Source organism: Bifidobacterium sp. LH_450, assembly GCF_056356715.1.
The window spans coordinates 18,133-44,162 of sequence record NZ_JBKEUU010000001.1 but is presented as its reverse complement, the minus strand read 5'-3'; the positions used below and the strand labels follow the sequence as shown (position 1 = coordinate 44,162).

The window sequence follows — 26,030 nt, the reverse complement described above, 5'->3', positions numbered from 1 at the left end:
CAAGGCACTCCATCCGCGCCAAGGCGCTTACGGCTTACCAGGTTGCCCCGCGGTTGCGTTGGGCTTCCAGCAGCGCTTGCTGCAGGTCGGGATCGGCGGCGAACAGATATGTGCCGTGCACGCCGCGCGTCATCAGCACGTTGAGTTCGTTGCGCAGGTTCTCGATCGAGTAGTCGATTTTGCCGCCGCGCTTTTGCGTCGCCTGGTAGTTCTTGCTGCGTTCCGGATGGAAGACGATGCGCTCCGTCTCGCGGTCGTATCCGATGGACGGCCCGAGGATGACGCCGGCATAGTTCAGGTCGAACCCCTGGATGGTATACGTCGAGCCGATTTCAAAGAGCGTTTCGTCGCGTTCCGCCCAGGCCTTCTCGTTATCGTCGACGCGGCGGGATTTCCTTTCCTTCTTCTGCCAGCGCTTTATTTCCCGGTTCCAGGGGAAGGAAAAATATCCTTGCTTCGCTTTGGCTTCGGCGTCCGCAGAAGCTACGGCATGCCCGCGCAAGCTTTCGTCGAACCCTTCCGGCGGCTCGCAACGCCACGTTCCGTCCTGCCAACGGTAGAGTTCGACGTTCCAAAGATTGTCGAAGCCCGATGGATTGGGCCGGGCGCTGCTGAATTCCCAGTCATAGGAAGCGACGACGCGCGACAGTCCCTTGCCGCCGTATCCCGATGCCTGTTCACGGCGTGCATGTTCCCAGATTCGCTCCATCACGTCCAGCGGCGATGAACAGACTTCGAGGACGTATGGCATATCCATCAAGTCGTCCTGTTCAACCATGCCGGTGCCGTACTTGCGCGATTCCTTTTTGCGTTCGCGTCTGCGTTCCTTGTCGTTGCGTTCATGGCGTCCGCATATCGGCAGCGGCAGGACCTCCCCTTCCTTGATGAAGGCGTCGAACCAGGCAAGCGTGAGGTTGTCGGCATCCATGCGGAACTGGTGCGTGAGCGCGATGCGGCGCACTTCGACCAGCTGCCCGGTTTCTTCGTTGAATGTGACCAGTTCCGGGGTCTCCGGATCAGGTTTTTCTCCATTGCTTTTCGGCGCCAGGATTTCCATCTGCCGCTGCGGCCATCGCTGCGACGAACGCAGGATCTGGTACGGGTCGAATACCGCGATGACTACGTCGGTGTATTTGAGGATGTCTTCGAGCATGTTCTTGCCCTGATACCCCTGGTTGCCTTGCGTGGCCAGCAGGTGTGCTTCGTCGATGAGCGCGACGCGCACCTTGCGACCAGTCCTGTCGAACTGTTCGCGTGCCTTGGTGATGTATTTGGAGCCTTTGAACACCACGTCGGTATCCTTGTCGGGCTTCAGCCGCAGCTTCTTCGCTATCTGTTCGTATACGGTGTGCTGTTCGTCGTGGTTGACGATGAGCGCAATCGGGATCGGCGCTTTCCCGTCTTCCCCGAATTCCCCGGCGCGCTGTTCCTCCACCAGATCGTAGAACAGCTTGCTGAGCAGCACCGTCTTGCCCGTTCCAGCCATGCCGGACACCAGGATGAGCGTCGGAACACCGTCTTGCTGCCGCGTGGCGTTGCGCACGATGTCAAGCACGGCGCGCTCAGCCTCGTACTGTTCGTCGCTGAGCCGGTGAAACGGCGATGCCTTGAACAGCGCTGAATCGCGTATCAGCCCTTCCGCGGGGAAGAGCTCGGGATTGTCGTCGTGGAGCTGGCTCCAGATCTGCGCGAAGATGTCGTCGAGGTCGTCATGCGTATAGTAGTCGCGCTGCGGATTCGGGCGACCGTTGTAGAGCTCGCGCACCCGCTCGCAGCTGCTGAGGTACTCGATCATCCGGTTCTCGACGTCCAGCGTCAGCGACTTGTTGAACCTCGCATTGCCGATGACGTATTGACGCAACGCCTCCTCGCCGCGCTTGTCGGCGAACTCCTTCCACTTGCCGTCGCCGTGCATCTCGCGCACATGCTCTCCCGTGCGCTGGATGATGTCGTTGGTCTCCCCGACATAGGCGTCGTACCAGCCGTGCTGCCCTCCACCGGTATGCGCGACATAGACCACCGGATAGTCGAAGATGAGTTCCGCGTTCTTGCGTTCCCAGTCGCCTTCCCGCGGGAATCCTTTCCGTATCGTCTCTTCGACGAGTTCGCTGGTGCGCTCCTCCAGCTGCGAGCGCTGGCCGCCTGCCTCCCAGATGTCGTCGATGGCCTTGAGGCCTTCGACCCCGTAGGGGAAATCGAGGATAATCGTTTCATCCGTCGTCCTGGCCATGCGCACCCCATCCTCCTGCCGGTTTTGCTATTGGCGAGTATACGCCGCCACGCAACGCATTGGATGGTCTTTGGCCGGCTACGTGCCACGGGACGTGGCATAGAATGTCTTCGTCACGTAAGGGCAGGAAGACAGCGTAATGGAGGTAGCGGAAAAATGGCGGATGAGGAAAGCGAACGGCAGGGAGTCTCCCTTTCGTTTGAGGATGCGCTTGGCCGGGTGCGCGGCTTCCGGGATGCGCGCGGGTGGAGCGAGTTCCATAATCCAAAGGATCTGGCGATTTCCATTTCGCTGGAGGCGGCGGAGCTGCTTGAGCTGTTCCAGTGGAGCGGCGGCGATGTCGACGTTCCGCAACGGCGCGATCGGATGAAGGAAGAGGTGGCGGACGTCATGATCTACTGCATGCAGTTCGCCGATGCCATCGGCGCGGATATTCCGCAGATCATCGTAGACAAGCTGGCGATGAATGCCTCGAAATATCCAGTGCCGGTGAATGGCGAGATCTGAGCGGAACGCCCGTACAAAAGGCTGGTACCAGGCGTGGGGCGAGGAGCCGGTCCGGATGGTGCCGGGAACCGTCGTGGTCGTGCCGCCGAACGTGAAGCACTGGCATGGCGCGGCGTCGGATTCGTGGTTCTCCCACATCGCATTGATGTTCCCCGGCGAGGATGTGGGCGAAGGGGCGGCGATGTTTTTGCCGCCCCTCATTATTGTTCACTGGCCGTGGCGTTGCCCTTGGCCTTCTTCTTTTTCTTCTTCGTCTTTTTCTTGGGTTTGGCTGGCTGCAGGGCCTTTTCCTCGCTGCGCTGTATCAGCTCGAACCGGCGTTCAAGCTCGGCCTGCGCCTTCCAGTAGTCGGCGGCCTGCCAGTCCTTCGCCTTGGCGACGCGCGCCGCGATGGTCAGGGCACGTTCCCTGCCGATGCCGTAGGCGTCGCATAGCGCCGGAAGCCGCTTCCTGAATTCCTCGAGGAAGGCTGCCTTGGTTGCCGCGGGAGTCAATGGCGTACCATCCTTGATCAGTTCGCTGAGCCGGGGCCCGCGCATTTCCGGGGGCGCCTCTTCTTCGGCTTTGCGCCGCCAGGCTTCCTCCTCCAGCTTGCGCAGGCGCTCTACCCGTTCCTGTACCGCGCTTATGCCGGACGCCGGGAATGCCAGCAGGAACAGCCGGCCCGCATGCTCGATCAGGCAGCCGTCTTCCTGGGGATTGTAGCGGCTGACCTTCGTCGGTCGCACGAGGCCCCAGTCCCGGTTTTTCGAAGCGGTTTTCTTGCGCTTTTGGTTGGCGCGGCCCCGTTCGTACAGCGATATGCGAGCATTGAACTGCACCACGTCCCCGCATTGGAGGTTGAGTTCGGCGAAGCCTTTGGTGAGGTTGAGCCAGAGGTGGTCGGTGACGAGCCATCCCGTCTGGACGTCGATGATGTCGCGCAGCAGCACGGTGGGGCTTTCGCGCCCTTCGCACCGTTTCTTCCCGAGCCGTTCGAAGCGGCCGCGGAACGTGCGGCGTTCGCCTTCGTACTGCCCCAGCTCCAACCGCGCAGCCATGCCATCGCCTCCTTCAGCGTTCTCTCTCAGCTCATTATAGAACAAATGTTCGAATGCCGTTTTCGGCCCATGTCAAGGGTTTGAGGGCTTGTAGGCCTTGAAGTCCGCCGTTGCCGTACTGGTTCGCCGTCCTCCCCCTCCGCACTTGCCGCCGTGGATGCATCATCAGGTCGGTCGTTGCCCAGACGCCGCACTGAGAGGTCGCCCGTTTCACCAAGACGGAATCGGCCCTACGCTGATGTCATCGGTTTCCCGCTGGCGTCGCTTAGGGCTGGCGGCACTCCGGAAGGAGCTTGAGATGGATCTGGTCTGGATTGCGGTCATTGCGGAAGCGCTGGTGCTGATCGCCGTCATCGCCGCGCTCGCGTACGCCTGCAGGCAGTGGCGCAAGTACCGCGACGTGCTTGACGCGCGCCGGCAGTCCATGCATAACGAAGGCGAGATTGGTCAGAAAGCGCAATAGGCGTCCACAGTTTGCCCCTCCCCGTCGCCACTGGACACACGAGCCTGATGGTATAAATCCGAAACCGTTGGAATTACGCTCTTTTGCCGTGTTGAGCCGAACGGGCGCCTCGCCGTTTACGTCCAGTGGTTTCCACGACGCAAAAGTCTGGACACATTACCCGAGCCGCTAGGCATTCAGAACGCGTCGGCAAAAACCGATTGCCGTAGCCGGCAGGAGGGCATTGCCACGTTCCTCCAACCAGCAAGCCACTGGCGCCCGAACGCCTAGGCATTCTAGGCGTTCCTGATGTTCGTTTAGCGGGCCATTGCCGCGTGGCGTTGTCCCAGCCGTTCGGCGAGCATGGTGTTGATGATGGCGTTGCGGCTGACCGCGAGGTTCTGCGCCTCGTCGTCGAGCTCCTGCACCATCCATTCCGGCATCGTCAGGGTGACGCGTTGCTGGCGTACCGTCCCCTTTCTGACGATGGGGTGTTCGGTGTCGAAGTAGTCCATGACGTCGTCGCCGTTGTCGAAGATCTCGTCAATCTTTTCCGCGGTGACGCTACGCTTGGCATTGCTGCTCATAGTATTCCTCCTCGTTGCTGCGTGAACGCCGTACAGAGATGATCCTGGTGCGCCCGTCCCTCATGGTGGTGATGGCGGTCCAGTGCTTGCTGTCGATTATCCCCATCACCAGGCGGCGTTCGTCGTCGTTGCCGCTGTTGCGTGAAATGAGTTCTACGGTCTCGCCTTCCCAGAGCCGTTTCGCGGTTTCGAAGTCGATGCCGTGCTTGGAAAGGTTCTTCCTGCTCTTCTCCGGATCGTATTCAAATTCCATCACCTCACCTCCAGTCGACATCTATTCTATATCAGATAGACATAAAAATGACGGTTCGGATCATCTCCGCGTGTGCGGAGCGAACTCTGCGATTATACGGAAAAGTGGCTGGTGATCCTAGTGAAAAATTGAATTTGCACAACGGCTCCTTCGCTTTGCAGGTCCGGAATTCCAATCCTTAGAATCAAGCTTATCGCGCCGCTCTAGAGATGATTCACTTAGGACGTCATTTTCTGATGAATACATATGCTGATTTCTTCGGGATAATAACGTCGCGAGATTCAGGCGACGCAATCGAAGTCCAGAAAAATCCAGCTTATGCTGGCGATAGGCAGCCGAACGTCACCATGCAATCTAGCATGTTTAAGTAGACTTTCCTGCGACCTCGACTGAGCCGCTGTCCGTTCGAACCGGCCAAGGCATAACGTTTCTAGAGGTAGCCAGAATCGATGTAGACCCAGGCGCCGCGGCCTGCTTCGTGACTGTCGGGAACGTAGGCGTAGTAATAGTCTGGTGTGTTTTCCGTGCTCCACGAGTGGTCTTCGCCACCGTCTTCGCAAGTGAATTCCGTGCTCACGATAGCAATGTTGCGCTGCCCGTAATCTTCGATTGCCCCGTATACCGACGACCAGGATCCAGGAGAGTCGCGGTGCTCCTGCAGTTCGCTGTCCACTATGCTGTCTGAATAGCTTTCATCGTAGGTAATTGTCCCCAGCGAAACGGAATGGCGGCGATTAAACGGATGCAGACAATCTTGTTGTTTTATAAAGGCGACGCCAGCGCAGCCTGTCGGATCGGGTTTCCCCGCGACGGACATGTGGGCAGGGAAGGGACCGTTGTCTAGTCGGCGGAAGCGAGTGTTGCCTGTTCCATCCCGCTTGGTTTCCTCCTATGCTGAAGCCATCGGATATCGCGCTTCCGAGGGCTGTCCGGTTGACAGGAAGGAACGCATCCATGAGCTGTACGCAGGTTTCGTTGCGAAAATCATTTTCATCATGATGGCAGGTGCCATGACCGCCGCCAATCGCGCCGTAATCAGCCTCCGTATGCCGCCGATGGGTTCGCGGAAACGAAGGGACGGGACATGGCGATGATTGAGTTTGCCGACGTAGCGAAAAGCTTCGAAGGACATACGGTGCTTGACCACGTGTCGCTGAAGGTGCGCGAGGGGGAACTGTTCGTGCTGGTGGGGCCAAGCGGCGGCGGCAAGACCACGATGCTCAAGATGGTCAACCGCCTGGTCGAACCCGACTCGGGGAAGGTGCTCGTAGACGGAGCCGACATCGCGGCGACTGACATACGCGCGCTGCGGCTATCGACCGGGTACGTGCTCCAGCAGATCGCGCTGTTCCCCAATCTCACCGTCGCGCAGAACGCCGCCCTGATTCCCGAACTCAGGCATTGGCCGCCGCGCAGGCGCAACGAACGCGTGCGGGGGCTGCTACGCCAGGTCGACCTCGATCCGGACACCTACATGGACCGAATGCCATCGCAGTTGTCGGGAGGCGAGCAGCAGCGCGTCGGCATCGTGCGCGCCCTGGCCGCGCGGCCGCGCATCGTGCTGATGGACGAGCCGTTCAGCGCGCTCGACCCGATCGTGCGCGGCCAGCTGCAGGATCTCGTCAAGCGGCTGCACGCGGAGATGGGCACCACCGTGCTGTTCGTCACGCATGATATCGACGAAGCGCTCTACCTGGCGGACCGCATCGCCGTCATCCACGACGGAGGAATCGCCCAGATCGGCACGCCTCCGCAATTGATCGACGCGCCCGCGGATGGGTTCGTCGAGGAATTCTTCGCCCACAGGAACGGAAGGGGACGCCAGTGAACGCATTGCTGTCCACATGGCACAATCGCTGGGCCGACTGGGGTACCGCGCTGCTGCAGCACCTGCAGATTTCACTGCTGGCGCTCGTGGCCGCAATCGCCATCGCGGTTCCGTTGGGCATCGCATGCCAGCGACACCGCAAAGTCTCCGCGGCCGCACTTCAGATTACCGGCATCGTTCAGACCATTCCTTCGCTGGCACTGCTCGGCCTGCTCATTCCGTTCATGGGCATCGGCACGGGGCCGGCCGTGACGGCCTTGATCGCGTACGCGCTGTTCCCGATCATGCAGGCCACCATTACCGGGCTCAATGGCGTCGACTCCAGCCTGGTCGAGGCCGGCACGGCGTTCGGCATGACCCGGTGGCAGCGGCTGCGCAAATTCGAGCTGCCCATCGCGATGCCCGTCATCGTCTCGGGCGTGCGTACCAGCGCGGTCATGATCATCGGCACCGCTACCCTGGCGGCGCTGATCGGTGCGGGCGGACTGGGTTCGTTCATCCTGCTGGGCATCGACCGCAACGATAACAGCCTGATTCTCATCGGCGCAATCAGCGCGGCCGTGCTCGCTTTGCTCTTCAACCAGATTCTCGGATGGCTCGAGCGCCGTTCCCTGAAGGTCGTGCTCGCCTCGCTCGTTGCGCTCGCGGTCGCGCTGGCCGGCTCGTTCGTTCCGCAGGCGATTTCCGCCACGCGCCATGCCGACACCGTAGTCATCGCCGGCAAGCTCGGCACCGAACCCGAGATCCTGATGAACATGTACGCCCAGCTCATCGAGCATGACACCGACCTGCACACCGAAATCAAACCCGATTTCGGCAAATCCGCCTTCGTATACGAGGCTCTCAAGCGCGGCGACATCGACATCTACCCCGAGTTCACGGGCACCATCACCGAAAGCCTGCTCACGGACAAGCCCGCGCCCTCCACCGATCCGGCAACGGTCTACCGGCAGGCGCACGACGGCATTCTCAAGCAGGACGGCCTTGCACTGCTCAAGCCCATGGCCTTTCAGGACACCTATGCCATCGCAGTCAAGACGGACTATGCCAAGGAACATGGCCTGGCGGCCATCGGGGATCTCGCGAAAGTGCAGGGCAACGCCGTAGCCGGCTTCACCCTCGAGTTCAACGACAGGGACGATGGGGGACGCGGGCTCAAGAGCCGCTACGGCCTCGAGCTGGACGTCAGGACCATGGAGCCATCGCTGCGCTACGAAGCCATCTCCAACGGCGACGTGCAGATCGTGGACGCATACTCCACCGATCCCGAACTGAGCCAATACGGCCTGACCTGCCTCAAGGACGACCGGCAGCTCTTCCCTCCGTACCAGGGAGCGCCCCTGATGAAGGAGTCGCTGCTCAAGAAGCACCCCGAGCTTGAGCCTGCGCTCAACAAGCTTGCCGGCAAGATCACCGACAAGCAGATGAGCTCCATGAACTTCCAGGTCAAGTTCCAGAACAAAAGCGCCGCCACCGTCGCGCATGACTACCTGAGCGCCAACGGACTGATCTGACGCCAGGATGCATCACGCCGCGGCTGCAAGCTGATGCAGTGCCCATTTGGCAGCTCAACCAGTACGCAGATTCTCCTTCTCGGCGATGGATTACCGATGCCCGTATTTCCTGCGTTTCGCAGCCAGACTCCAGCCGGAACGGACTGGGCGCACCGGGCGGCTCGGCTGGACATCGTCAGCATCGTCATCGAATGATGCAAGACGTTCCGAATCTGCAGGATTGCTTTTCGGCTGGTTTGTACCAGCGGAATTACGATTATTCGGACGCATGATCAATTCCAGGCCGTCGAAATCAACCGGTTGCCATTCCTGACCGTGCGTTCGAAATTCCAGACCCTGCTCATTGTCCGAAGAAAACACCATAATGGCGCGGCCACTACCGATATTCTCCAAAACCTGATCCCACAGCAGTTCTCGAACCCTCGCCGACACCTTTCCTACGTACACGCCCGGAGAAATTTCAAACAGCCAGCGCGTAAGGTGGCCAAGCAATTTCGCAGGACTTAGCGTCACCACGATGACAACCATGCCGGAGTCGCCTCCTTGGGTACAATTCATTGACAGAATCGTTAGAATCGCAACGATTCATCCTCTTCATCCTCCATGTCAGCCTCGTTCGAGTAGTTCTTGCCGCCTTCGAAGAAGCCAGTGCGGCCTGCCCACACCTGCGCGGTAATATCCTCGACCACGACATCCTCCTCATTCACCTCATCTTCCGGAAGAAGAAGGAATCGGATATCGCGCACGCATCTCTGAAGAAACTTTCCATCCTTCATGCGGTCCCGTACCGCTTTGCGGGCGGCGGAGGAAACATCCGCAACCTTCAGCGACGCAAGCTCGAACGCAAGCGGAATGGTGAAATCCACTTTGTATAGATCGGCAATATCGTAGACGAAGCTGCGTTCATGATGCGCGTGAACGAAACCCAAACCCGGCGAACATCCCAACGCGACAATAACGGCGTGAACGACGCCATACAGTGACGTATTAGCAGCCGAGAGCGCGCGGTTAACCGGATCGGATTCGTCGAAATCGTCCATTTTGTAGGAACGGCCCGACCATGGTACGCCGGTGCGTTCCGATTCGCGCGCATACGCACGGCGCACTCGCGTGCCTTCCTTGCCGAGCAGCTGCTGCATGGTCAGACCGGATGTCTTTTCATCTGGAAACCGGATTTCGAACATCTTCCGGGCCACTTTCAGACGGCCACGTTCCGAGGAAACGAGCTTCGCCTGCTCTTCCAGCAGATGAGTGGACGTCGCAAGCGACAGTCCGTGACAGTAGTACCGCACGCCACGCTCCCCTACCCAGATGCAGGTGGATCGCGATTCCGCAAGCAGGGAGACGGCGGCGTGCGTAATGTTGCTGCCAGGGCCGAGCATGAGCACGCCGAGTACGGCCGCCGGCACGTGAACAGTTCCGCGATGGTCGGTAATGGTTACCGCATTATTATCACGATTTACCACACAATGCTCACAATAGAGAAACGTGAGTCGATCTTCTATTCGTGCCAGCGACTTCACTGACGGCGGCCGCACGCCGGGGATGTTGCTCATGACCGACTCCTTGACTACAAGATGAAACGCATTGCAAAATTTGATAGACAGCAACTGTTCCAACATGCATTGTTATGAACAAATTATGATTGGTTACGGAACCGAAACGATGGAGGACGAGTGGAACGGGGGCAGTCACGCTGTCGAACGGGCCGGCGCGGACAGAAGTCACGCCGGCCACGCGGCTAGAAGTCCCGTCAGCTGCGTGGCCGGAACGGCGTCAGCGTGAGCAGGCCGCAGCCGTATGCCTTGCCGCGGCCGATGCCGTCGACGAGCGCCTTCCGCAGATTCTCCGCATTGTCGACGGTCAGGATGCTGTCGAAGACCACGCAGGTCAGCGTGACCGGCTTGCCCTTGCGACGGAACGTTTCCTTGCCGCTCCAGCGAATGGCGACATCCGGCTGACCGAACCGGTTCTCCTGGAGTTCGGCACCGGCGCGAGTACATTGCCGTTCCAGCCACGCGATCTGTTCTTTCGGATCATTGATGCCGTGACGGGTGCCACGAGCCCGGGGTTGCCGGCTGGGTTGCTGACTGTCTGGTTGCCGGTTCTCCCCCTCAATCCGTTCACTCGGCGTCGACTTCGTAACATTGGCCTTGAGCCGGAACACATATCGCTGTCCGTCGGCCAGATGATCGAGGAACGGCTGGTAATCGGTAGAACGCACATTTCCAGCCGTCACACCGAGTTCCTCGTACAGCACGGTGCCGTCCAGTTGACTCTCGGACACCACGTACAGCTTGAGCAGGCCCAGGGACGTGTCCGTTCCGGATGCACCCGTATTCGGCGCCCCTGTCAATGCAGCCGGACGCCGCTCGAGCCGCCACAGCGGCCGCATGGTGTTGCCATCGGCCGCGGCGCCCGCGGCGGCCCTAGCAATGACCGCGTGCATCCGTTCCAGCGATCCCAGTACGTAGCGGGCGCCGCGCTGGCGCGGGTTGATCAGTACCTGTGAGAATACGGGCATACAGTCACCGTTCCTTTCCATCGGGGCTGTCAGAACCGTCAGCAACACCGGAACCGTCAGAACTACCAGAATCGCCAGAACCGCCCGAATCACCAGGGACTTCGGCCTGCCGGCGCACGGCACCGAAGAAGTCATACATCTGGGAATCCTCCTCCAGCCGCTCGTCGGGCACTTCATGCTGCGCAATCGTGAACGCCGGTCTGGCTGCCTGCTCCTGCCGTCGGTACTGGCGTGGACGCCACTGGCGACGTTGCGGGCTGAAACTCACCGGCTCGTCGTTCAGCGTCTCCACGAAGCCGGCAACCGCGCTGTCCTCTCCCCTCGCCGGTTCGACGACGATTTCGGCGTACCGGAGCGCATCATCGCCCCACTGTTCCAGCCGGTCGGCCTTCTTCTGATACCAGTTGGCGGCATGCCAGGGTTCCTGATTGAGCGCCTGCTCAAGGGATTCGTCGACGAGGGACGTTTCGATGGGGCCATCCGGCACACAGGCACGCCGGCCTAGGAATGGCTGATAATGCGGGGCATGGATGGCGTCGGCGTACCGTTCCAATTGCGCCTTGTCGCCGCTTTCCAGCCCTACGACGAAGACGGCGTCCTGCAGGTAGTAGCGGTGGGAGACGACGGCGTTCTTCTCCCCCTCCTTGAGGGCGGTATGGAAGTCGTCGAGCAGCGTTCCCGGCTGGTCCGCGCGTACGCCGAACCGCAAGTTTGCGAACTGGTCGAGAGAATCATTGCGGCCGACACCGAGGGCGGCGGCGACCAGGCCGATGACGCCGCTCTTCGTCGGCATCATCTCCGTTTCGCGGCGCCGGAACCGGCTGGACGCGCCCCATGACTGCATAGGACCTTTCAAGACCATGAGTAGCGTGGGCATCCGATCACTCCTGCTCCAGGCGGGTCTTGACGCACGCTTCCACACCGGCGACGGCTTCCAGCAGACTCGTGTCGTTGCCGTCGGCCAGTTCGCTCGCCGCGGCCGTGTCGTCGTCATCAACACGCACCACCCACGTTTCCAGCGGCTTGAGTCCGTATGCTTTCTCAATACCCTTCTCGCGGTCGACGAGCTTCCTCGTCGCATGCTCGACGAAATCGGGAGTGACGGGCCGCTCGAACGCGCCTACAAGATTGACGCCCTGCGAATCACGCACCATGATGACGACGAGCTCAGGCATCGTGCCCTGCGCAAACCCATGGATCTTGCCCTGCGGCATGCTCATGACGAACGACTGTATGAACGCGCCAATCGCCTTGGCAGTTGCGTCCACGTCGCCGAGCGTTTCGTACAGTCGGTTGGCGTCCACGTTCGCATACCGGTAATAGGTGGCCGCGTTGAACTCGATCTGGCCGAGCATGGCGGCGCCGTTGTCGCCAGCCTCGTCATCCTCATCGCCCTTCTTCTTCCGGTCATCGACGGCAGTGAAGAAATCCGATTCCGCGTCGACTGCGTGCACGCTGATGGCATGGGCGACCTGCGTGGCGGCATCGACATTCAGATCTGCATCATCGGCGACCATGCGGCCGAACAGCGCGACATCGACGGCATGGTCATCCTGCAGGATAGCCTTGATCTGCTTCTTGCTGGACTTGAGTGCGGTCTTGGCCGCCTCCACGTCGCCAGCAGCTTCTCCGACTGCAGCGACGGCAAGATCGGCGAGCTTGTCATACTGGCTGTTGCCGAGGAAGAGCAAATAGCCGCTTTCCTGCGCTCCCTGCGGCACATCCTTCTTCTGGCGGGGGGGCGTCAGTTTGATGCCGGCAGCCTTCAGGGTCTCCTCCGCGAGCGCCTCGGTATCTTCTTCGCTGATATCGGCGTTCTTGCCGACGATTCGTCCGGCCAGTTCCTCGACGACCTTCTTGGTACGGACGCCGAGTTCGCTCCTATCGAAGAACTGATCGAACATTTCCCGGGTTGGCCGCTTCCATGCCTGGCTAGACACGCGGGCACGAGTGGAGCCACCGTATTCGACAGTCTTGGGACTGCCGGTATCATCACGGTTGAGGTTTGCCGCGGCGGTGGTTTCGAGAATATGGAGTTCGACGATGGTGCGATTGTTCGGTGCCATGGTTATGCGTTCCTTTCGTGGATGCATGGGTTGTTTGGATTGTTAATAGCTAGATTTCGCAAGATTGCAGATGCGTGCCGGTTACGCGGCCGTGGCCGAGCTGCCTTTGCTGCCGATTTTGTCCTGGTAGCGTTTGCGGGCGATGCCGTAGCCATTCTGGTAGTCCCTGCCCCATTGGAGCCGTACGCTGTTGGCTTGCTGCCGCGTCCCGCGGAGGGCAAGCAGGTCGGAGGCGAGCAGACCGTAATTAAGCGGAAGGTCTTCGCGTTTGAGCAGTCTGATGAGCCTGCGTGCATGCCGCCTCGTTTCCTTCCAGCTGGATGCCGTCTGCAGGCTGTCAAACATGGCGCGAATGCCCTTTTCGTTGTGGTAGGGGTATTCATTGCGAGCTTCTTCGGAATTGCGGAAGGCGAGTTCGCCGACGGCGCGGCCCAGCGATATGCGTTCGTCGGTATGCATAGCCTGTTCGCGCTTGGATTGCTGGTGTATGGCGAACAACGTCATGGCCGTATGGGCAGCTTCTTCTTGCGCAGTGGGGCCCCCATCGTTGCCTACGCCATGCGGATAGATGTCCGTCTCGTCGATGTCGGGGATGGTCCACTGGAAGATTTCCGGGTCCTTTCCCACTTCGTGTTCGGCGCTACGCGCCAGCATGGCGATGGCTCGCACGGACGCGGGATTGTCATCGAGATAGCCATCTTCGTCATCCTTATCCGTGTGAATGCCGATGAGGGTGTTCGCCCGCGCGTTGACCCAGCGGTTCAATGCCTGCCGCGGTGTGGTAGCCGGCTTATCAGGCTGCTTGTCTGCCTGGTTGCTCATGCTTCTCCTTTCTGAGATTGTTGGTTGCGTTCGCGAGGAGCGGGAACGATGGTGTTGAGCGTTCCGATAAAGAAGTTCATGCCGCTTGCCACGCTGTAGTGCCTGCTCTTGGCATTGCCGCTCTCGTCTTTCTTGGCTTTCTCGCGCCCCACCAGGGCGTGGCTCGGCGCCTTGTTGGCGAGGTCATTGGCCAAGCGCATGAGGATGCGCCGGACGGTGGCCTGCCAAGTAGCATAGGACGCCGGCAGGTTGTTGACGTCCACAGTGCGTACCCATTGCCGGTAGGCGTTGTCGAATGCGGAGAACCCCATGTCTCGCGCATGGCTGCAAGCACTGTCCACGTCGAGGTCGCCCGCGATGGCGATGTGCCTGGCGAGGTCGGCGAGTGCGTTGACGCCCTTGTCAACGAGGTTGATGGATGCCTCGATCATGTTGCCTGTCCGTTTGTCGGTGGAAGTGAGGATGGCGAGCTGCAGGTCAAGGATGTCGTCGACCGTGGTGTCGATGACTGCTTCCTGCGAGCCATATTCCACGCCATAGGCATGCAGCCGCACGGGTACATTGTGCGGCTTGACTTGCTTGAGCCATTGCAGCGTAAGCGGTTGCAGGTATTTGGCCACGTCCTGGTTGCCGGTAATGGTGGTCAGCGTTGGCAGGTTTCTCCATAGGGCCCGTGATGGGTCATGCTTCCTGGGCATGAAGACCGGCGCCATCTTGAGTTTCTTCTCCTGCGCGTCGCTTCGCCGCCATGCGCTCATCGGCTCGTAGTATTGGGCGTTCTGCGGTTTAAGCCGGTCGCCGTTGCAGATGAGTACGTCAGTGACGGTTTCACCATCGTGGAAGAGTCGGATGCGACGGGATTGCCAAGTGTAGAGCGTGGCTGGCGAATGGAAGTACAGCGTGGTGCCGTCAGCGTCGGCAGGCTGATCGTATCCTTCGGTCGCGCATGCGGTGTCCTGTGGCCGCTCCCACGGCAGCGCGCCCTGAGTGGTCCACGCCACGCCATTTCGGTTGGCGCGGTCATTGACGCGGCCGCTGCAGAAGTTCAGCATGAGCGTTTGCCAGAGGTTGGAGCCCTCCAGAGCTATGCCCCCGAGGGTGCCTGCCCAGCCGGTACCGATGGGATAGCCCTTGCCGTTTTTTGCGCGCGGGTCGCCCGCAGCGCCGGACTTGATGCCCGAGTAGTCAATGGCCTGGCAAGTGACGAGCCATCGGGCCGCTTCGTCAGCACCCAATGCTTTCACTGCGCCGCGGTGCGTGAACAACTTGACAGTGTTACCGCTAGGCATGTCCGTCACGAGCGTGTCCAAGCTCTTGACTTCGCCCTTGTCCGTGTGCAGGTCCGCAACCTGGAAGAACGGTTGCCGTCCGTCGAACAGGTCGAACCGTGGCTCGTACCGGTCGCAGTATTCCAGCAGTTTCGCAAGATGCTCGCCCGAAGGACCTGCCTCAAGCATGGCCTGCCAATCTTCCTTGGTAAAGTCGTCGCCCAGAGCGCCGTACATGATGGCAAGGAGCAGGCGGAGTAGGGCGAACTCCTGGATTGGATTGTCGCCCGACAATCTTCGGATGCGGTCGGACTGGCGGAAGGCATCCTTGATCGAGAGCATGATTTCGGAGCCGTCGGCACGTTCTCCGGGTATCCATTGCCGTCCCATCAAGTTGAATGATACGTCATTCGACATGGGCTTCCCATCCTTTCTCCACCGAGTAGTGGATAGTCATCGTCTTGGTTGCGGTCTTCGATTTGCTGGTCGTCTCGACCGGCAGCGTGGCGTTGCCGTTCTCGTCGAGCACGAGCACCAGTTGGCCGTTGAGTTTCCGGTTGAGGTTCATGTAGGTGTACCACTGATCCGGCGTGGCACACTCGAATGCGGCGATGGCCGCATCCAGGTCCAGATTGGCCAGCGAAAAGCGGTTGAGGGCGATTGTGCAGGACAGGATATCCCTGGCCTGATTGTCATCAGGGGCAGCCGGTCCTGTCGGCAGTGGGCAGTCTGTGTTGAAATCACCCCATTGCGGCAACGAGAGATTGCCATCACGGTCCTGCTGCAGCACAATGATCTCGAAGGAGTCCTCCCCCTCGCGCACGCTGGCAGCCGGATGATGCCTCTTCATCAGGGATTCAACGTCGGGGTCTTCCAACCCGTTCGCCGTCCACTCGTAGATGGAACATGGGCTCAGTGTACAGCCGGCATCCATAATCCGATTAGTGCTTGCCCTGGCTTCACTCACTGCAATATCGCGCTTAAGACGTTCGTGTACCTCGTCCTCCGCTTCCTGCCATGCTGGAGAACAAATCGTCGCACCGTCACCTTCCGTGTGATAGACGGTCTGGATCAACGAGGGAATATCATGCGGAATGGACAGCTGGACTGGATGGTCAGGCGCCACTTCCAACTGGGCCAGCGTGCGTAGCAGGAAGTACTCCTGATAAACCCTGGTAATACCTTTGCCGAACTCGGGAGGTGCCTGCGTTGGCCAGGTCTTTACTCCGGTCAGAATCAGTTCAGGATCACGCAGCCGTTCCGGACGGTCCTGCTCGCCGTCGCCCCGGTGATGCCGGTGCAGACGGCCTGCACGCTGCAGAATGAGATCAATGGGCGCGATGTCACTAATCATCAGGTCGAAATCGACGTCCAGCGACTGCTCGACAACCTGTGTGGCCACGACAATGCCCTGACGGGTTTCGGGCGTGCTGTCCTTGCCGAACCGTTCAAGCAGCTCGGCGTCACGCTGGGTGCGGTCGGATGCAAGGAAACGGGAATGGTCGAGGATGACTGGCATCCGGTCCCGGAAAGTCTCCTTCAGCGTCGCATAGGTTTGCTGGGCACGAGTGACCGTGTCGCGAACAACTACGGCGCAGCCACCATCCTGCAGCTTGTCAGCCAGCAGCGTCACCAGCGTGGCGTCGTCATCATCCGGCGCCATCGACAGACGAATCGTGGACGCACGGCCCGACGGGTCCGGGAAAATGGCTTCGGACGCCGCCATCGACGGTCCGACGTGGGAAATGCGCGGGTAGCGCAAGTCAATGTCAGCCGGGGCACCTTCCTGCGTGGCAGAAGCCTCGGAACCCGCGGAACCTGCGGCTTCGTCAGAGCCGGCCCGCAGGGCCTTGCACGCTGCGTGCCGTTCATTCGAACTGATGCCGGACCGGTACGCCTCGAGGTACTTCTCGCGCTTGTCCTGCGGCAGCGTGGCGCTCAGCATGATGACCGGCACGCCATACGCACCCAGCCAGGTCAAGACTGTTTCCATGTAGACGTCCATATACGCCGTGTTGGAATGAATCTCGTCGAGAATGACCACCTTGCCGGCAAGCGCCAAGTGCCGCAACACCACGTACTTGCTCTGCAGACCAGCCATCAGCACCTGGTCAACGGTACCGACGACGAAATCGGCAAGGTTGCCGCGCCGGCGCCCGGTCAGCCACGAATTGACCACGGACTGCAACGCATTGCGCGCATCGTCAACTCGTTCGCTATTGCCGTCACTCTCGCTGTCGACAAGTCCATCGGCGGTCGTTCCAGCGCAATCGTTTCCTGTCAGATTCCCTTCGCAGGATCGTCCGTCGTCATAGAAACGCTTGCGCAGCTCCACGAACTCCGTGTTGAGTTCGTTCTTGCCTTGCGCTAGATATACAGAACCAAGCGTGCCAGGATTGTCTTGCAGAAGATTGCCGATCCATCCGAGCACGCGATGGAACATGGCGTTGACGGTGGCTTGCGTTGGCAACGCGTAGTAGATGCCGCCGCAACCGAATTTGCGCGCAAGAATCTCGGCGGCAAGCAACGCAGCTTCAGTCTTTCCCTCACCCATGTTCGCTTCGACGATATACAGTTCCGGTTCATCGGCACGTTCCGCAAGCTCGACCAACGCACGCTGCATCGGACGCAACGATGCACCCTCGATGGCGAACCGCTTGGCAAACATGGCATCCGGCGATTCACCATCATTGACCGGCTGCCATGGCTTGGGCAAATCGAGCAGCCGCCACGCTCGCCGTGCACGCCGGTCGGAATCATAGGTGACGAGATCGGCATCGCAAGTATTGAGCGGGAACAGCTTCGCGTTGCTGGCAATCCAGTCGGCCATGACGACCAGGCCGATGAGAATGAGCTGGGAACGCCGGCGCAGCGGATGGTGACGCAACCGGTCGAACACTGGCATGGCCGCTGTAGATTCCGCCGCCCATTTCAACAGTTCCTCGCGAACGTCCCTCCACGTCTGGTCGCCGACGTAACGTTCGATATTCCAGTTCTCGTTCGGGTCCATCAGCACTGTCTTGATGTCATCAACGCAGGTGCCGTGGTGGTTGGCAATGATTGATGCCACGGCATACGCGAACGACCCTTCGGAGGTATCGAATCCCATGCCCTCGAACCAGTCGAGAACGGCCTTGTAACCAACAAGTTCATGACGATATTCGGATCGGTCCGCATCGTCTTTCAACGTTGAGTCAATACAGAGCTTATGCTTTCGAACTTCATCAGCCAACCGGTCATTTTGCACTTCGAATGCCGGCGACGCCTTGCCAACGTCATGGGTCATAGCCAGAAAACAGAACAGTTTTCGCACACTCTCTTCGTCTCCAACATCGGAGATGAGGAGCGCTTTAACATTTCGCGGCACAAAATCGCGCCACAGCAGCTCCGCGATTGCCTCCGTATCGGCCATGTGCTGGTAAAGGCGCAGGCTTGCACTGTCGGAGTAAACTCCATTGACATAAGCAGTCTTGGCCCAGATGGAGGCAGTCGAAGATGACAGCGAGCGCCAATCAGAATTCCGCGCGAGCATCAAGCTATTCCTTCCTTGAACATGCAACGAAGATCAAAACTGGCCACATCCACCCCATCAGGCCGCACTCCTCCAAAGACCAAGTCGCTGAGTCTAATCAGTAAGTCCATTCCCGTCCCCTTCCAGCCGTGAATCAGTTTAACTCGACATACATTTGTCTTAAAATTAACTATCCGCATAATGAAATGTCTATCTCCGCCTTTGCGGAGCACTCTCTTAATAGCTCGATATACACGGTTCACTCCCGCACATGCGGAACCAAACCACTTTACCATGCGGACCGATAGCTGATTGAACCAAGAAAAGTGCAAGCGTTCGCGTCATCAGCCCCCGCAAAACCATCCCCACGCGCATCTCTCGCAACCAACTTGCTACCCAACCGCTTTCCGACAGCTCTACTACCTCATTCAACCCTGACATGCTCGACGCTAATCAGCACAACACCGCACAAAACCTGCCAAGCAACGGCCGACACGACATCCCGGAACGCCCATAAGTAATCCACTTTTCGCCTCAACAGACAAGCCCCGCTTCCACCGCTATCAAAGCGCCCTATCATGAAGCCACCAGTCTGAAGGGAGCTAAGAAGGAGAGTCATGAAGCGGAAGCGTATGCTGGAGGCCGTCGCACTCGCAGCAATTGCCGACGCGGCGGCCATAGGAATCGCCGTGGGCGTCACCCACGTATGCGACATCCGCCTTCAGGCTACCGGAGTAGTGGGATCCCTCGTCTTCGGCATCATCTCCTTCTCCATCGGCTTCTACCTGTGGCTTTCCACGAAGCATTCATGATTGAACCCGGCATGGCACTCTCTCAGCTGATGAGACATCTAGGAAATGAGGCGATACCGATGACACTGACGGCGCGGATTAAGGACATCATCGCAAAGAACAGCGAGCACACCGCCCGCTATCCCTTCACTGTCCACGTGCAAGCATTGCTCTACACACTCATTAGCGCGGCGGCCATCCTGCCTGACCCCATCGCCAACCACAACCGGTTGCTGATCGGGTTGTCCATCATCGCCCTGATAGCGCTCTTCGTCCTCAACGAGCTGGCCCTCTACTGGGTCGAGGCGAACCATGACCGGCAGACCACCATGAGCTGCTCCCGCATGCTGCTCTGGTTCGCGCTGGCCGGATTCGTCATCCTGCTGGCCGTCTGCCTGCCCATCATCCTCACCTGATCAGCAAACCTCATCATCTCCGCGCGTGCGGAGCGAACCAGTTGTCGCCGCCCAGGTGCGCCTGCTTCGCCGGATCATCTCCGCACGTGCGGAGCGAACGCCAAGCTCGGTGAACGCTTCACGAATCAACGCGGATCATCTCCGCGTGTGCAGAGCGAACCCACACCCGCCCCTGCCCCTCAACGCCAACGCCGGATCATCTCCGCGTGTGCGGAGCGAACCGTATCGTCCTACAGGCGGTTTGCAGCGTCTTCGGATCATCTCCGCGCGTGCGGAGCGAACGGTATCGTCAGGCGCCGTGATTTCGATTTGCGCGGATCATCTCCGCGCGTGCGGAGCGAACAGGCCCCAACGCATCACGAAGGCTTGCCAGTTCGAATCATCTCCGCGCGTGCGGAGCGAACCATAGCGGAAGCGCTCGCTGGAATCGCCAACGCGGATCATCTCCGCGCGTGCGGAGCGAACTAGCTGATGGCCTCGATGGTGAGGGGATTGTACGGATCATCTCCGCGCGTGCGGAGCGAACTTCTCCGCCAACTGTTGTTGAGTCAACCCCTTCGGATCATCTCCGCGCGTGCGGAGCGAACCAGGCCGTCAAACCAGCCGCACTCTACCAGTACGGATCATCTCCGCGCGTGCGGAGCGAACTTAGCGTGATGGTTTTTGAACTGAGCCGTTTCAGGATCATCTCCGCGCGTGCGGAGCGAACGAAAACGCATGGCTGAGAATGTCATGGCTCGCCGGATCATCTCCGCGCGTGCGGAGCGAACGACTTCAGGCCGAGCGTCACAGCCGCAAAAGCCGGATCATCTCCGCGCGTGCGGAGCGAACCGGATGACGTTCAGGCCGCCGGAAACCGCGGCCGGATCATCTCCGCGCGTACGGAGCGAACTGCGAAGCTCCGCCGTGCCCGCGCCATGCCCACGGATCACCTCCGCGCGTGCGGAGCGAACCTGCTGGTCCACCCCGGATTGCATGGTCTCGTCGGATCGTCTCCGCGCGTGCGGAGCGAACTGACTGCCAGCGGCCACGTCTATAAGCTCCCCCGGATCATCTCCGCGCGTGCGGAGCGAACTTTTTCAGGCTGCGCGCCAGTTCGGCGGCGCCCGGATCATCTCCGCGCGTGCGGAGCGAACGACGACGCGCACGGCGTCGTTACTCCGCGTATCGGATCATCTCCGCGCGTGCGGAGCGAACGCCGTCTGGGCGTCAGCTACGCTGATGAAACGCGGATCATCTCCGCGCGTGCGGAGCGAACCATAGACCACGAAAACGAGGGAATGTCCAGCTCGGATCATCTCCGCGCGTGCGGAGCGAACGCCTACGATTGTCCGTCGGGCGTTGACCTGTTCGGATCATCTCCGCGCGTGCGGAGCGAACGGACGGGCAAGACACGTATTGTCGTGGCCGCTCGGATCATCTCCGCGCGTGCGGAGCGAACGCCTGCCGTTCCTGGCCGACCTGGGCCGCCGCCGGATCATCTCCGCGCGTGCGGAGCGAACGGCGTGCGGCAGGACGTGCTGTTGTGCGCCGCTGGATCATCTCCGCGCGTGCGGAGCGAACGTTGCCGAAGCTTTCATGGGCGAGGTAGCGTTCGGATCATCTCCGCGCGTGCGGAGCGAACATGTCGTCGCGCAGGATGTCGGGCAGGCGCGGCGGATCATCTCCGCGCGTGCGGAGCGAACGGCGCCGTGCAGCGGCTCGTCGGCGAGGGAAGCGGATCATCTCCGCGCGTGCGGAGCGAACGCGCCGGTGAGCGCCTCGAGCTGCGCGACCATCGGATCATCTCCGCGCGTGCGGAGCGAACATGTCATCCGCGGCGATCAGGTCGTGCACCTGCGGATCATCTCCGCGCGTGCGGAGCGAACACGGTACGTGATGCCGTTGTCCCGCAGCCACTGGGATCATCTCCGCGCGTGCGGAGCGAACTCTCCGTGCATTCCATGCCGGTTGTGCACGTCCGGATCATCTCCGCGCGTGCGGAGCGAACGGTGGTTCCGACCATACCGACCCGGACACCTACGGATCATCTCCGCGCGTGCGGAGCGAACCGCGCCCGGTCGTAGCAGCAGCGGCACATGAACGGATCATCTCCGCGCGTGCGGAGCGAACTTTCGGCATCTACGGCCACGACTATTCCGCGTTCGGATCATCTCCGCGCGTGCGGAGCGAACGGAATGATAAACGTAAGAAGAATGAATCAGAACGGATCATCTCCGCGCGTGCGGAGCGAACGACCTCATTCATGCGCTACCATTTCGGATATGCGGATCATCTCCGCGCGTGCGGAGCGAACTCGGTGTAGGTCGCGTGCTTTCCGCACTTATACGGATCATCTCCGCGCGTGCGGAGCGAACGTGCAGGGTCTAGCGTATGCACGGATGCACACCGGATCATCTCCGCGCGTGCGGAGCGAACGCGCACAGCGCGCTAAGCAACGCGCGCTCGGCCGGATCATCTCCGCGCGTGCGGAGCGAACTTGGTGGCCGCGTCCTGCTTCTTGGCGTGCTCGGGATCATCTCCGCGCGTGCGGAGCGAACTCGACGCTGCCGGAAGCGTCCCGGTACCAGCCGGGATCATCTCCGCGCGTGCGGAGCGAACAAGGTGCTTCACGTCGTGATTGTGCGCGATCGCGGATCATCTCCGCGCGTGCGGAGCGAACGGCTTGCCGGTCGCGTTCATCGGCCGGATGCCCGGATCATCTCCGCGCGTGCGGAGCGAACGGTCTGCGATTACACGGAAAACCGGTTGGCGATCCTATTGAAAAATTGGATTTGCACAACCGCTCCTTCAAGTCCAGGGAAGGGATTCGCTTCGCGGGCCCAAAAATCTGGTCATTGGAAAACAAGTCTACCGCACCACGCTAGAAATGATTCACTCGATTCGTCGATCTCTTTACATCTCCGCGTGCGGAGAATGGATGCGGGAAAGCTGATGCCCTGAATGCTCTCCCTCGGATTGCCCTTCCAGTCTGCGTTAATATATTAACATTTCATAAGATATGAATATATTCATTCTTATGCGCGGAAAGGATGGCGGCCGTGACGAAAGTAAACAACCTTGCGTCGCTCGGACATGCGGTTTCAGCGGCACGCCATCAAAAAGGCTTGACGCAGGAAGAGCTTGCCCGGCAGGCCGAAGTCAGCAAATCTTGGGTAAGCCTGCTGGAGAAGGGACGGCTGGCCAATCCGGGCATAGGGCGACTGTTTGAAATCTTCCGGATCCTCGGGCTGGAAATGAACGTTCACACCATGCCGGCGCAAGGGCCGAAGGCCGCGCCCGAGCTGTTCACGTATGAACAGATGCGAGCGCGACCGGCCGCACAGCAGCGCGAAGGGAGCGAGTCATGAGCGCGGCCAAGGAACTCGGCGTCTATCTCTACGGCGAGCATGTCGGCACGCTCATCGAAAACGGCACCGGACGCCATGAGCTTCATTACGATGACGACGCCGGCTTGCCACCGTCCGTTTCAATGCCGCGCACCACTGCCATCTGGCGAGGAGCCAGATAGGAAAGATGGCTTCCGCGCCTATCGACGGAGTAAGCCAGCAGTGCGAACGGGGCATAGCGATAGCCCTGCGCGCATAGGAGCACTGCTTCTGCATGCGCAGCGTGACCCACTGCGTTACGTCGATATCGGTACCTTCTCCAAGCCCGGTTATCTCCGCGTGCGCGAAGCGAACGGGGTGCCCCACGAGCAGATTAGCGGCGTGCAGATCATCTCCGCGTGGGCAAAGTAGACAGCTCATCTGAAAAATGCGATTGCGTTACAGCCGCCCTGATTGAACCGCTAAGGTTCATTCGGAAACCGTGGACCGGCAGGACAGGCCGCGGAAGCCGCGAGGTATACACGCGAAGAAGCGAGATGGGGTTCCGGATTCCAGACCAATCCGAAACCCTCCCCGTTGTTATCACACGTCCGGATCACCTCCATGTGTGCGGAGCAGACCTGGATCTTGACGAACCGGCGCCAGTCAGAGGGGATCATCTCCGCATGCGCGGAGCGAACTCCCCAGTCTTTTGCGCCGTCACCTTCAGGTTCGGATCATCTCCGCATGCGCGGAGCGAACGAACCCGCGCCTGGAACCCGCTGAACTGTCGGGCTTCCTGCAGCGCACGTGCCACAGGAAGCCGTTCTTCGTCTCGTACTTCTCTACACTCGCCATGCCTGCTCGGCCGCCAGACGGTCAACCGAGGGCACTGACGCGCTGGGGGCTGACGCCGATGAGGCGGGCGATGTCACGCACGGTGTAGCCGTCCTTCCTGAGGCTTCCTACCGTGGTGCGCAGGGAGGCGCTGGCGCGGGCCTGCGCCTCGGCGGCGTCGCTGCGGTCGGCTTCCAGATGCTCCAGCATGGCGACGTCGCTTGCGGACAGGCGGGGCTCGACGGTGACGGCGATGTCGTCGTGGCCGAGCATACGGGCGGCGTCGCGTACCATGTCCTCGACCTGGTCGAGGCGGCGCGTCTGGGTGAACAGTCCGGGGATTTCGGGGCATTCGATGGCCCACCATCCCCCGCTGCGCGTACATTGCGCGGTGATGCGTTCAGTCATCCTCGAGTCCTTTCTCCAGGTATTTGATGATGCCTTTCGCGGTCAGCTCGTTGATTTCGCCGTGGCGCGGGACAATGGCGGTGAGGCTGCCGACGGCGACCTTGCTGTGGTTGCCGCCTTCGCTCCAGATGTCCGTCTGCCCGTGCGCCTTGGCGATGGCGTGGATGCGCTTCTCGAGTTCCTTGCGTTTCATGATTATAGTCTATAAGCATTTATCATAAAAGTCAATAGATATAGACTATGCGTCTCGGGCTTCATCTGCCAGATGTCAGCCGTCACCCCCGGAACCGCGGCAGCGACGCTCACGTTGACCTTGGGCTCCTCCCCCGTCATGTGATGTTGATGAGCTCTTCGGCGACGCGCTGGATGCCCTCGAACCGCTGTGCGCACGTCAAGCGCCCGATGCGGGGCACCTCGATGCGCCTCTGCCTTTCCGCTGGAACCGCCGTCGCGGATCATCTCCGCGTGTGCGGAGCAGACGTGAGCATGCCAGCAGCCGTTTCCGCGAATGTCGGATCATCTCCGCGTGTGCGGAGCAGACTAACCCAGAGGTCCAAGGTTCAAATCCTTGCCCCGCTACGATTTATGCCGCGAGGAGCCCCTCTCGAATCATTCGAGAGGGGCTTTTTGCTTTCCGGTTTGCGCCATTATTAGGCAATGGTAGATAAGGTGATGATTCCCGCCGGATGGGCGGATTATATAAGGAATTGGCTCGCACGTCTGAAGGCCGCAGGCTATTCGTCGGCGACGCTGAAGACGCGCTACCACCAGATCGCTCTCGTCTCAATCAATGTTCTGGCAGCGTCGCCGGGAGACGTGACGACCGACATGCTCGTCGACTGGTTCGCGTCGAGAGACTGGGCGCTGGAAACTAGGAAGGGGTTCCGCAACGCGTGCATCGGCTTTTTCGGCTGGCTGCACACATCTGGCCAGATCGGCGCGGATCCGTCGGCAGGGCTGCCGCCGGTACAACGCGCCAAACCCAAACCGAAACCATGTCCCGACAAGGTCATCCTGCAGGCGTTGGCGCAGGCCACTGACGGCGAGCGCCTGATGATCCGTCTTGGCGCTGAGTGCGGGTTGCGGCGCATGGAGATCGCAAAGGTGCGGTCGGAGGATGTCGTCGAGGATCTTCTCGGGCATTCGCTGCGCGTGGTCGGCAAGGGCGGCGTCTTGCGGCTGGTGCCGTTGCCGGAGGATCTGGCGCAGGAGCTGCTGGCTGCCGGCGGCTACGTTTTCCCTGGGCGCTTCGGCGGCCATGTGGAGGAATCCTATATCGGCTCGCACGTCTCGCGGCTGCTCGGCCCGGAATACACATGCCATAGCCTGCGACATAGGTATGCGACGAAATCGTATGAGGCTACGCATGACCTGATGCTGGTGTCGAAGCTGCTGGGGCACGCGTCTACCGAAACGACGCAGCGGTATGTGGCGCTGTCGGAGGATAGGATGCGGGCTGCGGCCGACGCCGTGCGCATTGCCTGAAACAACGCAGGAGCCCCGCACCTTGCGGCGCGGGGCTCCCGTGGTTCTAACAGTGGGGTGCATACCACAGCCCGGTTTCACCCCGCGAGGTCTGGCTCCTCCCCGAAAGCTTTGGTGCTCGCCCTCAGCGATGGGGAGGCTAGCGGTGCCGAAACCTTGCATGGCCCATTATATCCGGTAGCATTGATGCTGT

At 60.4% G+C, this 26,030-nt stretch carries 24 protein-coding genes and 1 CRISPR repeat array; of the genes, 9 read left to right on the top strand and 15 right to left on the bottom strand.

Going from position 1 to position 26,030, the window contains the following annotated elements; all coding sequences use genetic code 11:
• Nucleotides 1-34: 34 nt before the first annotated feature.
• A complete protein-coding gene (locus AC1AXT_RS00265; protein WP_476539644.1) occupies nt 35-2,230 on the bottom strand; it encodes a DNA/RNA helicase domain-containing protein in 2,196 nt (731 codons plus the stop codon).
• Between the two features lie 156 nt (nt 2,231-2,386).
• On the opposite strand from AC1AXT_RS00265, the gene AC1AXT_RS00260 reads away from it, so the two are divergent.
• Entirely contained in the window at nt 2,387-2,737 is a 351-nt protein-coding gene (locus tag AC1AXT_RS00260; RefSeq protein WP_476539642.1) for a nucleotide pyrophosphohydrolase, read from the top strand.
• 200 nt (nt 2,738-2,937) lie between these two features.
• Here AC1AXT_RS00260 and AC1AXT_RS00255 read toward each other — a convergent pair whose 3' ends face one another.
• Nucleotides 2,938-3,669 carry a hypothetical protein gene (locus AC1AXT_RS00255; protein ID WP_476552814.1) on the bottom strand — a complete coding sequence of 244 codons (732 nt, stop codon included), beginning with the start codon at nt 3,667-3,669 and terminating at the stop codon, nt 2,938-2,940.
• Nucleotides 3,670-4,075: 406 nt separating this feature from the next.
• On the opposite strand from AC1AXT_RS00255, the gene AC1AXT_RS00250 reads away from it, so the two are divergent.
• Nucleotides 4,076-4,240: a hypothetical protein gene (locus tag AC1AXT_RS00250; RefSeq protein ID WP_476539638.1), complete on the top strand. Its 165-nt coding sequence runs from the start codon at nt 4,076-4,078 to the stop codon at nt 4,238-4,240.
• A 296-nt stretch (nt 4,241-4,536) separates the two neighbouring features.
• Here AC1AXT_RS00250 and brnA read toward each other — a convergent pair whose 3' ends face one another.
• The 3 genes from brnA to AC1AXT_RS00235 form a co-directional block, all read right to left on the bottom strand.
• Nucleotides 4,537-4,806, bottom strand: a complete 270-nt coding sequence (gene brnA / locus AC1AXT_RS00245; RefSeq protein WP_476539636.1) for a type II toxin-antitoxin system BrnA family antitoxin — start codon at nt 4,804-4,806, stop codon at nt 4,537-4,539.
• A complete protein-coding gene (locus AC1AXT_RS00240) occupies nt 4,784-5,059 on the bottom strand; it encodes a BrnT family toxin (protein WP_476539634.1) in 276 nt (91 codons plus the stop codon). Before AC1AXT_RS00240 ends, brnA begins: the two co-directional genes overlap by 23 nt.
• Before the next feature lie 430 nt (nt 5,060-5,489).
• Entirely contained in the window at nt 5,490-5,876 is a 387-nt protein-coding gene (locus AC1AXT_RS00235; RefSeq protein WP_476539632.1) for a hypothetical protein, read from the bottom strand.
• Nucleotides 5,877-6,143: 267 nt separating this feature from the next.
• Between AC1AXT_RS00235 and AC1AXT_RS00230 the strand changes: the two genes are divergently transcribed.
• Together AC1AXT_RS00230 and AC1AXT_RS00225 are read left to right on the top strand one after the other, a co-directional pair.
• Complete coding sequence (locus tag AC1AXT_RS00230; RefSeq protein WP_476539630.1) at nt 6,144-6,887, top strand: ABC transporter ATP-binding protein; 744 nt, start codon at nt 6,144-6,146, stop codon at nt 6,885-6,887.
• Entirely contained in the window at nt 6,884-8,401 is a 1,518-nt protein-coding gene (locus AC1AXT_RS00225; RefSeq protein ID WP_476539628.1) for an ABC transporter permease/substrate-binding protein, read from the top strand. Before AC1AXT_RS00230 ends, AC1AXT_RS00225 begins: the two co-directional genes overlap by 4 nt.
• 90 nt (nt 8,402-8,491) lie before the next feature.
• Here the strand turns inward: AC1AXT_RS00225 and cas2e are convergent, their stop codons facing one another.
• The 8 genes from cas2e to cas3 form a co-directional block, all read right to left on the bottom strand.
• Complete coding sequence (gene cas2e, locus AC1AXT_RS00220; RefSeq protein ID WP_476539626.1) at nt 8,492-8,929, bottom strand: type I-E CRISPR-associated endoribonuclease Cas2e; 438 nt, start codon at nt 8,927-8,929, stop codon at nt 8,492-8,494.
• Nucleotides 8,930-8,970: 41 nt separating this feature from the next.
• The gene (gene cas1e / locus AC1AXT_RS00215) at nt 8,971-9,957 is read right to left on the bottom strand and encodes a type I-E CRISPR-associated endonuclease Cas1e (RefSeq protein ID WP_476539624.1); all 987 of its coding nucleotides are present in this window, start codon (nt 9,955-9,957) and stop codon (nt 8,971-8,973) included.
• 197 nt (nt 9,958-10,154) lie between these two features.
• Nucleotides 10,155-10,925 (bottom strand): type I-E CRISPR-associated protein Cas6/Cse3/CasE, encoded by a 771-nt coding sequence (cas6e, locus tag AC1AXT_RS00210; protein ID WP_476539622.1) that lies wholly within the window; start codon nt 10,923-10,925, stop codon nt 10,155-10,157.
• A 4-nt stretch (nt 10,926-10,929) separates the two neighbouring features.
• Complete coding sequence (cas5e, locus tag AC1AXT_RS00205) at nt 10,930-11,787, bottom strand: type I-E CRISPR-associated protein Cas5/CasD (protein ID WP_476540483.1); 858 nt, start codon at nt 11,785-11,787, stop codon at nt 10,930-10,932.
• A 19-nt stretch (nt 11,788-11,806) separates the two neighbouring features.
• Entirely contained in the window at nt 11,807-12,991 is a 1,185-nt protein-coding gene (gene cas7e, locus AC1AXT_RS00200) for a type I-E CRISPR-associated protein Cas7/Cse4/CasC (protein ID WP_476539620.1), read from the bottom strand.
• A gap of 81 nt (nt 12,992-13,072) precedes the next feature.
• Nucleotides 13,073-13,813 (bottom strand): type I-E CRISPR-associated protein Cse2/CasB, encoded by a 741-nt coding sequence (casB, locus tag AC1AXT_RS00195; protein ID WP_476539618.1) that lies wholly within the window; start codon nt 13,811-13,813, stop codon nt 13,073-13,075.
• On the bottom strand, nt 13,810-15,498 hold the full coding sequence (gene casA / locus AC1AXT_RS00190) for a type I-E CRISPR-associated protein Cse1/CasA (RefSeq protein ID WP_476539616.1): 1,689 nt from the start codon (nt 15,496-15,498) through the stop codon (nt 13,810-13,812). The genes casB and casA overlap by 4 nt, the downstream gene beginning before the upstream one ends.
• On the bottom strand, nt 15,488-18,613 hold the full coding sequence (gene cas3 / locus AC1AXT_RS00185; protein ID WP_476539614.1) for a CRISPR-associated helicase Cas3': 3,126 nt from the start codon (nt 18,611-18,613) through the stop codon (nt 15,488-15,490). The genes casA and cas3 overlap by 11 nt, the downstream gene beginning before the upstream one ends.
• Nucleotides 18,614-19,209: 596 nt before the next feature.
• On the opposite strand from cas3, the gene AC1AXT_RS00180 reads away from it, so the two are divergent.
• From AC1AXT_RS00180 to AC1AXT_RS00165, 4 genes are all read left to right on the top strand, one after another.
• Nucleotides 19,210-19,404 (top strand): hypothetical protein, encoded by a 195-nt coding sequence (locus AC1AXT_RS00180; RefSeq protein WP_476539612.1) that lies wholly within the window; start codon nt 19,210-19,212, stop codon nt 19,402-19,404.
• 59 nt (nt 19,405-19,463) lie between these two features.
• On the top strand, nt 19,464-19,799 hold the full coding sequence (locus AC1AXT_RS00175; protein WP_476552818.1) for a hypothetical protein: 336 nt from the start codon (nt 19,464-19,466) through the stop codon (nt 19,797-19,799).
• Nucleotides 19,800-19,808: 9 nt separating this feature from the next.
• Nucleotides 19,809-22,522: a CRISPR direct-repeat array (repeat unit 29 nt; unit sequence CGGATCATCTCCGCGCGTGCGGAGCGAAC).
• A gap of 318 nt (nt 22,523-22,840) precedes the next feature.
• Complete coding sequence (locus tag AC1AXT_RS00170) at nt 22,841-23,149, top strand: helix-turn-helix transcriptional regulator (RefSeq protein ID WP_476539608.1); 309 nt, start codon at nt 22,841-22,843, stop codon at nt 23,147-23,149.
• Nucleotides 23,146-23,310 (top strand): hypothetical protein, encoded by a 165-nt coding sequence (locus AC1AXT_RS00165; protein WP_476539606.1) that lies wholly within the window; start codon nt 23,146-23,148, stop codon nt 23,308-23,310. The genes AC1AXT_RS00170 and AC1AXT_RS00165 overlap by 4 nt, the downstream gene beginning before the upstream one ends.
• A gap of 676 nt (nt 23,311-23,986) precedes the next feature.
• On the opposite strand, the gene AC1AXT_RS00160 is transcribed toward AC1AXT_RS00165, so the two are convergent.
• Together AC1AXT_RS00160 and AC1AXT_RS00155 are read right to left on the bottom strand one after the other, a co-directional pair.
• Nucleotides 23,987-24,352, bottom strand: a complete 366-nt coding sequence (locus AC1AXT_RS00160; RefSeq protein WP_476539604.1) for a type II toxin-antitoxin system HicB family antitoxin — start codon at nt 24,350-24,352, stop codon at nt 23,987-23,989.
• Nucleotides 24,345-24,545 carry a hypothetical protein gene (locus tag AC1AXT_RS00155; RefSeq protein ID WP_476539602.1) on the bottom strand — a complete coding sequence of 67 codons (201 nt, stop codon included), beginning with the start codon at nt 24,543-24,545 and terminating at the stop codon, nt 24,345-24,347. Before AC1AXT_RS00155 ends, AC1AXT_RS00160 begins: the two co-directional genes overlap by 8 nt.
• A 464-nt stretch (nt 24,546-25,009) precedes the next feature.
• Between AC1AXT_RS00155 and AC1AXT_RS00150 the strand changes: the two genes are divergently transcribed.
• Nucleotides 25,010-25,837 carry a tyrosine-type recombinase/integrase gene (locus tag AC1AXT_RS00150; RefSeq protein WP_476539511.1) on the top strand — a complete coding sequence of 276 codons (828 nt, stop codon included), beginning with the start codon at nt 25,010-25,012 and terminating at the stop codon, nt 25,835-25,837.
• Nucleotides 25,838-26,030 lie beyond the last annotated feature (193 nt).